7 protein-coding genes and 2 pseudogenes are annotated in these 9039 nt (G+C 67.0%); 1 reads left to right on the top strand and 8 read right to left on the bottom strand.

All coding sequences use genetic code 11. From position 1 onward, the window contains the following. Positions 1–27: 27 nt before the first annotated feature. Positions 28–909 carry a phosphonate metabolism transcriptional regulator PhnF gene (gene phnF / locus AB1609_09385; protein ID MEW6046678.1) on the bottom strand — a complete coding sequence of 294 codons (882 nt, stop codon included), beginning with the start codon at positions 907–909 and terminating at the stop codon, positions 28–30. 115 nt (positions 910–1024) lie between these two features. On the opposite strand from phnF, the gene AB1609_09390 reads away from it, so the two are divergent. Beyond that, positions 1025–2020, top strand: coding sequence for a phosphoglycerate dehydrogenase (locus AB1609_09390; GenBank protein ID MEW6046679.1), 996 nt, complete (start codon positions 1025–1027; stop codon positions 2018–2020). Between the two features lie 45 nt (positions 2021–2065). On the opposite strand, the gene AB1609_09395 is transcribed toward AB1609_09390, so the two are convergent. The 7 genes and pseudogenes from AB1609_09395 to metK form a co-directional block, all read right to left on the bottom strand. After that, positions 2066–2824: a hypothetical protein gene (locus AB1609_09395; protein ID MEW6046680.1), complete on the bottom strand. Its 759-nt coding sequence runs from the start codon at positions 2822–2824 to the stop codon at positions 2066–2068. A gap of 310 nt (positions 2825–3134) precedes the next feature. Continuing rightward, on the bottom strand, positions 3135–3641 hold the full coding sequence (locus AB1609_09400; protein MEW6046681.1) for a hypothetical protein: 507 nt from the start codon (positions 3639–3641) through the stop codon (positions 3135–3137). Between the two features lie 3 nt (positions 3642–3644). Continuing rightward, entirely contained in the window at positions 3645–4064 is a 420-nt protein-coding gene (locus AB1609_09405) for a hypothetical protein (GenBank protein ID MEW6046682.1), read from the bottom strand. A gap of 316 nt (positions 4065–4380) precedes the next feature. After that, positions 4381–5016, bottom strand: a pseudogene (locus tag AB1609_09410) (methionine adenosyltransferase domain-containing protein). Between the two features lie 535 nt (positions 5017–5551). Continuing rightward, on the bottom strand, positions 5552–6088 hold the full coding sequence (locus tag AB1609_09415) for a hypothetical protein (protein ID MEW6046683.1): 537 nt from the start codon (positions 6086–6088) through the stop codon (positions 5552–5554). Continuing rightward, positions 6075–7415 carry an HD domain-containing protein gene (locus tag AB1609_09420; protein MEW6046684.1) on the bottom strand — a complete coding sequence of 447 codons (1341 nt, stop codon included), beginning with the start codon at positions 7413–7415 and terminating at the stop codon, positions 6075–6077. The genes AB1609_09415 and AB1609_09420 overlap by 14 nt, the downstream gene beginning before the upstream one ends. A gap of 689 nt (positions 7416–8104) precedes the next feature. Then, positions 8105–9039: pseudogene (gene metK, locus AB1609_09425) on the bottom strand (methionine adenosyltransferase).

The following is a 9039-nucleotide window of genomic DNA, read 5'->3' on the forward strand; positions in this document are numbered from 1 at the left end:
GCTCGAAGCCAGGTTGTGCCGCGCTTGTCATTTGGGGCGGGGGGCCTGCGGCCCCTGCCGCCCCACCCCCGTGATGCCCCAGGCAGGCGCTGTGACGGCCGGGACCTTCTCCAGCTGTGGGTCATCGGCCGCGACCGGTCCCACCCGGATCAGCTCCACCTCGAAACGGCTCCGATCCCCGCGGTGCTTCGCCTCGTAGTACTCGAGTGGCCGGCCATCGTCGAGGAAACTGACACTTTTCAGCAGGACCAGCGGGGCGCCCTTCGGAATGCCCAGCAGGCGCGCGTCGTTTTCGGAGGCGGCGATTGCCTCGATGATCCGCCGGCCCCTGGCGAGCCGCAGGTGAAACTTGTGCTCGAGCAGCGCATACAGAGACTGGTGCTCCAGGTCCTCCCGCTCGAGGCCCGGGCACATATCGTGGGGAATGTAGGTCACCACCAGCTGGATGGGCTCCCCGTTGACGAGGCGCAGCCTTTCGATGCGCACCAGGCGAGACGCCTCCGGGATCGACAGGACCTCGGCCAGCGTGCGCGGGGCATCAATGACGCACTGGTCGAGCACCCGTGTCTCGGGCCTCAGTCCCTGTGCTATCATGTCCTCGTAGAACCCGGTCAGGCGCTCCACCAGCCGTTCCCGGATCTTGGGCTCTGCGACGAAGGTCCCCCGACCCTTTTCCCGCCGGATCAACCCTTCGTTGAAGAGCTCCGCAAGGGCTTGCCGGACCGTCGTGCGCGAGACGCCGAAGGTTCGGCAGATCTCCGCCTCCGACGGAAGCTGAGAGCCCGGCGGCCAGGCACCGCTGGTGATCTCGTACTTGAGGGCCTCCTTGACCTGGTAGTAGTAGGGGACCGGGCTCGTCCGGTCGATCGAGTGGTTGACCCCGGCGGGCCGTGCCGAGGTGGGCTCCATACGCCAGGCCGACCTCCTCTGCGTCCACATGTTGGGCCGGGAAGTGATCATCCTGTAGTGACAGGATGATATTATCAGAGGCGAACAGACCGGTCAAGGGGAGGGAGAATGCAGGATGTGGCGAGTGCTGGTGACACCGGCTTCCTTCGGGCAGGGGGATCCCGGGCCGCTGGAGCGCCTGATGCGCGCCGGGATCGAGGTCGTGCGCAGCCCTGTCGGCCGGCCCTTGACCGATCACGAGCTGGCCGGACTGCTGGGGGATATCGACGGCATCGTCGCGGGCGTCGACCATATCGGGCGGGAGGCGCTGGCGGCGGGCAGGCCCCGGCTGAAGGTGATTTCCCGCTACGGTGTCGGGATCGACACCGTGGACCTCGCGGAAGCCACCCGATGCGGGGTGGTGGTGACCAACACGCCCGGTGCCAACAGCGACGCCGTGGCCGACCTGGTGTTCGGGCTGATGATCAGCCTGGCCCGCCACATTCCCGAGGCCAACGAGGCCACGCGGCAGGGCCGGTGGGAGCGGTTCATGGGGCAGGAGCTCACGGGAAAGACCCTGGGCCTGGTGGGCTTTGGCCGGGTGGCCCGTGCCGTGGCGAGGCGCGCGGCGGGCTTTGCCATGCGGGTGCTCGCCTGTGACGTGGTGTGGGACGGGGAACAAGCGGGCCGTCTCGGCGTCGAGCGGGCAGGTCTGGAGGAGCTCCTGCAGCAGGCGGACTTCCTCAGCCTGCATGCCCCGCTCACCCCCGAGACCCACCACCTCATCGGGGCCCGGGCGCTTCGCTCCATGAAACCCACGGCTTACCTCATCAACACGGCGCGCGGCGGGCTCGTCGACACACAAGCCCTCGTACAAGCGCTATCAGAGGGCTGGATCGCCGGGGCCGCCCTGGATGTCTACGAGGCCGAACCTCCCTCGGATCCGCAACTGCTGCAAGCACCCCACCTGATCCTGACGCCGCACATGGGCGCCCACACGACCGAGGCGGCCACCCGCATGGGCTACCTGGCAGCGGATAACCTGCTCGCCGTGCTGCAGGGGCTTCGTCCCGAGCATGTCGTGAATCCAGAGGTCTACTCCCAGCCGGGCCCGGAGAGCCGGGCCGGCTAAGGGAGGAAGGCGAAGATATGCCATGCACCGGCCCGCCGCACCAACTCATCCAGCACAAGGGGGAGACCGTTTCGCAGGGCGGCCCCGCCCGCCACTCGCCGCCCAGCCGCACGCCCGCCTCGCCGGCGAACCGGCCGGCGTCCAGCACCACCGTGTCGATGGGCTGCACGCCCTCGGCCGGTTCGGTGAGCACCCGCACGGCCGGCCGCCCACCCGCAGCGGCAGCGGGCATGTCCACCTCGACGATGGTCCAGCGGCGCACGCCGGGATCGTCGAATCCCCTTCCTTCCACGGCCCCGCAGTAGACCGCCGGGGTGCCGCCGAGGTCGTGCTCCTGATGCTGGTGGATGTGCCCCAGGGCCACGTAGTCGTAGCCAGCCTGTCCGAGGGCCTCCGCGTCGAGCGGCAGGCTCCGCTCGCCGCCCCAGCCCCCAGGGTGCCGTGGAACGCACCGAGATGGAAGCCGGGCTCGCCGATCCGGGGGAACCGGGCGAGCGCAGAACGCGTGGGGGTGAGCCCGCCCGTGTATGCCAGGCTGTAAACGTGCACCGGGATACCCGCCACGCTGAGCGTGCTGACGTGCTCGGGCACAGGGTTTTGAACGAGCACGCCTGGCCAATCCCGGGCCCGCTCGCGGTAAACCGAGTCGGCGTACGTGATCTCGTCGTGGTTTCCGGGAACGGTGACCACGGCCCGCCGGAGCAGCTCGTCACGGCGGCGGCGCCGTTCGGCCCGCCGCGGTTCGTCCATGTATCCCGGAGCCCAGCCCAGGTGAAGGTCGGCCAGTTGGAGCAGCCTGAACATGGCCTGGCCCCCTCGTCGGCCTGATGGTCAATACGCCGAACCCAGCTCTGATCCTCTCTTCTGCGGGGAGCCAGGGTGCCGCAGTGTTGGGGAGACTCGGACCGAGAGCGGCCGCGCACGCCATGGCAGGTACCGGGCTCGCAAATACGCGGATCCACGAAGGGTGAAGACTCCAATTGAACTGCGCAACGTGAGGGCGGGGTACCTTCCCAAACCGGCTTTTCCTGCCTGCTATTGCTCCCCGTTGAACCGTTCAAACGGCGAGCGAACTAAACCTGGATAAGCTGATCCCCGCACCCGCCCGCCTCAATCAAACTCCACTGGCCACCCCTGCCTGCAGGTGCATGAACGGCGTCAGCGACCACGCCACCGTCAGCTCCGGCAAGAGCCCGAAGATGAACCGGGTGTACGTCACCTGGTTGGCGGCCGCCGTATCGAAGGTACCGGAGTCCTGCGCGGTGTACACGGTGAGCGTCGCCCCGCCAAAGGCCACCCCGACCCCCGCCTGCACCCAGAACTTACCCACGAGCTCCCGCTGGTACCCGACCCACGGCCCACCGTAGCCGATGGCGAGCCTCACCTCTTTACCGCCGTCCCCGATGGCCTTCGCCTCGCCCCCGGCGCCAGACCCCCGGGTCGGCATACCGAGACAAGTGGGATACTGAGTCTCGTCATTGAGGCAGGTGATGAAGGCAAGGGTGTGGCCGTCGTGAGGCTGCTGAACGGCCGGCTCAGCCCCGGCAGCTCCTGCGGCGGAGCGGCCAAACGGCAGCGCGTCGCGAAGCTCGATCCCTCGATTCAGCTTGCACCAGTCCACCGCTCAGCGATCGCCAGCGGGCTGCTCTCCCCGTCGCAATTGCCGCAGGACGGTCTCCAGCTCCTCTGCCAGCTCCTCGACCGTGTCAGCCAGGGCCTCCCAGCGATCCTCCGTCGAAGGGTTCACCTCACCCTGCCGTGGGCGCGGCTGCCCGTTCGTTTGGACATGGCCGTTAGGATACGACCCCGGGTCTGGGGGCTTTTCAAAGTTCTCCATGGCCCTCGTCACGGCCGGCGGCAGGAACAGGGACGCGTTGTCGAGCAATTCGTGGCCGATCTCTGCAAGCTCTGCCGCGATCTCCTCACGGGAGCGGGTGTACCAAAGACGCTCGAGGGTGTCGAGGCGCTTGCTGACTCGCCGGAGGATCAGTTTCCTTTCGGCTCGCCGGCGCACCTCACCATCCATCGGAATGAGTTCGGCCATCTGCGCTGTCCTCCCCCAACCCAACGGGCCTCCCCCTGGGGACTTCTCCTTCAACTTCCAGCTTTTCGCGTAGCTGGCTCCCACGGCTCCGCCGGTCTCACCCATGACGTACGGGCCACTGGTACGCGATCAGGGGGTGCCGCACGGCAACCGCTCTTCGTCCGGCTCCCGTAGTCGTAGAGTTCCGTGGAGAAGTTCGCGATGAGTGCCAGCGCCACTCCTCACGGACGGCCCGCAGCACCGGCATGCCATCATCTGCCCGCTCGATGCACAACCTCCCCTTCGGGGCCGGCCCAGGCTCCCTGCAGCTGGTCTATCATCCGCTGCCTTCCCGCACGTGTGGAGTGCCGGCCGGCTCGGTCGCCTCGGAGCGCGTGGCGGGCGCCTGGACTGTGCCAGTGCTTTTCCCGTCCCGTCCGAAGACCGCTGACCGCAGGTCCTCGGCCACGTCCGTGCGCTCCCAGGGGAGATCCAGGTCGCTGCGACCGAAGTGGCCGTAGGCAGCCAGGGGCCGATAGATGGGGCGCTGCAGGTCGAGCTCGCGGATGATGGCGCCGGGGCGCAGGTCGAAGTGGGCGTCGACGAGTTCGGCGATGGCGTCGTCGGAGATGATGCCGGTGCCGAACGTCTCCACCCGCACCGACACCGGCCGGGCCACGCCGATCGCGTAGGCGACCTGCACCTCGCACCGCTTCGCCAGCCCGGCTGCCACCACGTTCTTGGCCACGTACCGGGCCGCATACGCCCCCGAGCGGTCCACCTTCGTCGGGTCTTTCCCCGACAGCGCCCCGCCCCCGTGGCGCCCCATCCCGCCGTACGTGTCAACGATGATCTTGCGTCCGGTAAGTCCCGTATCCGCCTGGGGCCCGCCCAGCACGAACCGCCCCGTGGGGTTGATGGGGATGCGGGTCTGTCTGTCCAGATACGGTTCGCCGATGACCCGCCGCACGACCTCCTCCCGGATCCCCTCCCGGCACGCTGTGCCTCGCCCCGCGAACAGCCTGCCTGCATCATTTTGACCGGTATCGAATCCGAGGCTACGTCGTCTTGCCCCCGTATTTCAGGGCTTGCCTCTCGGTTCGAAGGAACCCTCACATCTGCACAGTGCTCTCGCTGCTGAACACCCGTGTCTTAGCGGGACGACGACCACCCCGCTGATGCCTGTACGCAGCGCCGCGCGGCCGTTTCCCACGCCCTGCCTCAGTGAGTTAGGTCTTCCGGCAGTAGGGACTCCACCGGCTTGTGAAGCGCATCCCGTGTAACCGCCATCGTTGCCCCTTGACCCAGCATTTGCCTGGCCCCACTACACCGCGAGGCTGCTCCCGAGCGACCCGAGCTTGGGGTTGGCGGAGCCCGGCCTCACCGGACCCTTCTACCGCCGCGCAGCAAGCTTGTAGTGACAAGGAGGGGCGTCACCCACCGCATGGGCTGGGCGCCGGCTCCCGCTCCTCCCCCCACGCACCCGTGGGTTTGAGCCACCGCCCGCCCTATGCCCGGGCCGCCTCGCGCATCAGCTCCTCCAACTCCCGCAGCGCTTGTCGCCCACTCTCCACAGTGATATGAGGCTTGAGCTCGTGCATGCGCCGAGCAAGGGCTTCCTCATCGGCACCGGACTGCTGCCGGCTCACGAACAGCGCCGTCGCCAGGCGCTCAAGCTCCGCCACCGGCCGGGTGGCAATCCTCGAAGCCACAAACGCAATGCTTCGGCGCTGGCTCTCCGTCCCTTCCTCCGGACCCCCCAGTATGCTGGCCCTGTTGCCCGGCACGTACGAAGGCCCGTATTCGGCCCTCTTTACCCGCAGAGCCAGAAACTCGTCGGCCCTCATGGCGATCAGGTCCTGCCTGAGTCCGAACGAGAACGGGCCATGCTTGTAGAGGATGAACTCGTAGCCGAGCGGCACACGCAGGATCTCCTGAAGGAAGTACGTGCTCTTCTGGATATGCGTCTCACCTGTCCAGCTACCGGCTTTGTTCATCTCACGCACAAGCTTGAGCAGCACCGCATAACGCTCAAACCGCTCCACCTTTCACCTCACCACGCTTTCGCCCCAGAATGCCGGACTTGGCTCGGCGTAGCCACGCCTCGGCTTCGTCCCTTAGCTCGGGGACCACGTACACGTAGTCAACGCTCGCTAGGGGCAACTGGCTGAACACCTGAGATGCCGCCATCGCGCCCACCACACTCTCGTCTCTCATCAACACGGGGAAGTCAGCAGGATCCTCTTTCGCGCGGTACCAGCTATACCGAACGCGGTCGCGTCCGTACCGCTCACAAAGCGCGTCGTAGATCCGTCGGGCAGGATCCCTCGAACGCCGCATGTCCTGCGGGTTCCTGCTGTACACCACCCGGAAGTGCTCGCGCTTCATGATGCGCCTGGCGGCATCGTGTCCAGGCGAGTTCGGATCACCTGAGGCGGCTCTCAGCGCTGCCATTACCTCGTTGTCGGTTAGCTTCAAGAAGTCGTCCACCCGCTCTACGGGAAACCTGCTCCCCGGCAACCACGCGCTCAGAAACTCTTGCAAGAGAAGGTCATAGATCCGCCGCACGGGGTGAAGGTACACCTGGGTGTACATGTAGTACCTGGCGAGCGCCATGCCTTCCGCTACCTGCAAACCACCCTCCTCGATGCCGATCGTGAGCGCCGGGACTGCCTCCGGCGAGGACGAGGGCTTCTCAAGAATGCGAAGCGTATCAAGGAGCCGCAACTGATCGAAGCGCCCGTAGGCCACGCCGGCGTGATACGAATCCCGAAGCAAGTAGTCGATCCGGTCCACGCCGAAGGCGTCGCCGGTTATGATCTCCTCGAGAACGCTCTCCCACATGGAGAAGGGCGCTGTCTCCACCTTCAGCTTCCCGGGTCCGAGGGCAATCCTCGCCACATCCCTGGCACGAATCGGGGGATCCATCCGGTCGAACTCCGGCTTCATCTCGAGTATGATGCGCTCACTCAGCGCTTCATGAGTCAGCCCGTCCGGTAAAAGCTCCTTCTCCGCCGCATGAGAGAAAGGCAGGTGTCCCAGGTCGTGGCAGAGCCCGGCCAGGCGGACCACCTGTCTCCAGTACAACATGTCGGTCGGATCCTCGATCTGTGGCACCTGGCTGCGTATCCGGTCTGTCAGCTTTGCGCGCTGCGTGATAATGTCAAAGACCCTGCCTGCCAGCTCTGCAACCCCCAAGGAATGCTCGAAGCGCCGATGAGTTGCTCCGGGGTAGATCCACATCGACGTCCCGAGCTGGTGAATGTGACGTAATCGCTGGACCGGCCCGGAGTCGAGGATCTCACGTTCCTCGGTTCGCAAACGCACGAACCCATGCAGCGGGTCTCGAATCTCATGCATCTGCTTTGCCATAGCGTATCCGCCCGCACGTCGAACTGCCCGCCTTGCTACAGGCACCGCCGCGCGGTCTCCCGGGCCCCATCATACCCGAACGCGTGATCGGTATCACCCCGACCGTGGTGGCTCAGGCAACCAGTTGCGGCCTTTCCTGGCAACATGGCGCGAGTGGCATGCATTTGCTCCGCTGGGCACCGTGGCATTCAGCCACACGCTCCACAGCTCGACCCGGCACGCACTGCGCACCACACCACCCGGTACATGAAAGCGACCGCCACAGTCTCACGATCGGCTACAGGTTAACTGTCGCTGCAGCCGGGGTCCCCCCGACCTTGCCGTGGCACCGTCGCTTCCGTTCCCTTTGCCGCGGTCTTTCCAAGGCCGACCTTATCGGGCCCAACCTACGCCGTGTCAGGCCGCGCACCGCTTGACGCCCATCGAATCCTGCGCCGAACGCCTAATTCGCCCTCGCCGGCGCCCCGGTGAGCCCTGCCGCCACCTCGGCCAGCAGCGTCACCACAAACCGTTCGAGCACCATCGCACCCTCCTACAGCTCCTGGTGGGGAGCCAGCCGCTCATTGATCCGCTCCGCCGACAGCACCTCGTAGCCGGCCACAAGCCTGCCTGCTGCGATCAGGCTCCGCTGCGACCGTCTCGCCGGCCGCCGTCGCCATGGTCGTCCCGTCCCGTCCGAAGACCGCTGACCGCAAGTCCTCGGCCACGTCCGTGCGCTCCCAGGGGAGATCCAGGTCGCTGCGACCGAAGTGGCCATAGGCAGCCAGGGGCCGATAGATGGGGCGCTGCAGGTCGAGCTCGCGGATGATGGCGCCGGGGCGCAGGTCGAAGTGGGCGTCGACGAGTTCGGCGATGGCGTCGTCGGAGATGAGGCCGGTGCCGAACGTCTCCACCCGCACCGACACCGGCCGGGCCACGCCGATCGCGTAGGCGACCTGCACCTCGCACCGCTTCGCCAGCCCGGCTGCCACCACGTTCTTGGCCACGTATCGGGCCGCATACGCGCCCGAGCGGTCCACCTTCGTCGGGTCTTTCCCCGACAGCGCCCCGCCTCCATGGCGCCCCATCCCGCCATACGTGTCAACGATGATCTTGCGCCCGGTAAGTCCCGTATCCGCCTGCGGCCCGCCCAGCACGAACCGCCCCGTTGGGTTGATGAGGATGCGGGTCTGCCGGTCGAGGTACTTTGCCGGGATCACAGGACGAATCACCTGCTCCCGAATACCCTCCTCCAGTTCGGCCCGGCTCACCTCGGCGCTGTGCTGCGCCGAGACCACAACCGTGTCGACGCGCACGGGCCGGCCGCCGTACGCTGCGCCTACCGGCACCGCCGCGTGCCGACCGCCCCCGCCCCCGCCATCCTCGTACTCGACTGTCACCTGGGTCTTGCCGTCGGGTCGAAGCCACGGCAACAGCCCGCTCTTGCGCACCTCGGCCAGCCGCCTGGCCAGGCGGTGGGCCAGCAGGATGGGCAGGGGCATCAACTCCTCCGTCTCGTCGGTCGCATACCCGAACATGAGCCCCTGGTCACCCGCGCCGATGGCCTCAACGGCGTCCTCCCACGCCCCCTCCCGGGCCTCCAGCGCCCGGTTCACGCCCTGGGCGATATCGGGCGACTGCCTGT

The organism is Bacillota bacterium (assembly GCA_040754675.1).
GTDB lineage: Bacteria > Bacillota > Limnochordia > Limnochordales > Geochordaceae > Geochorda.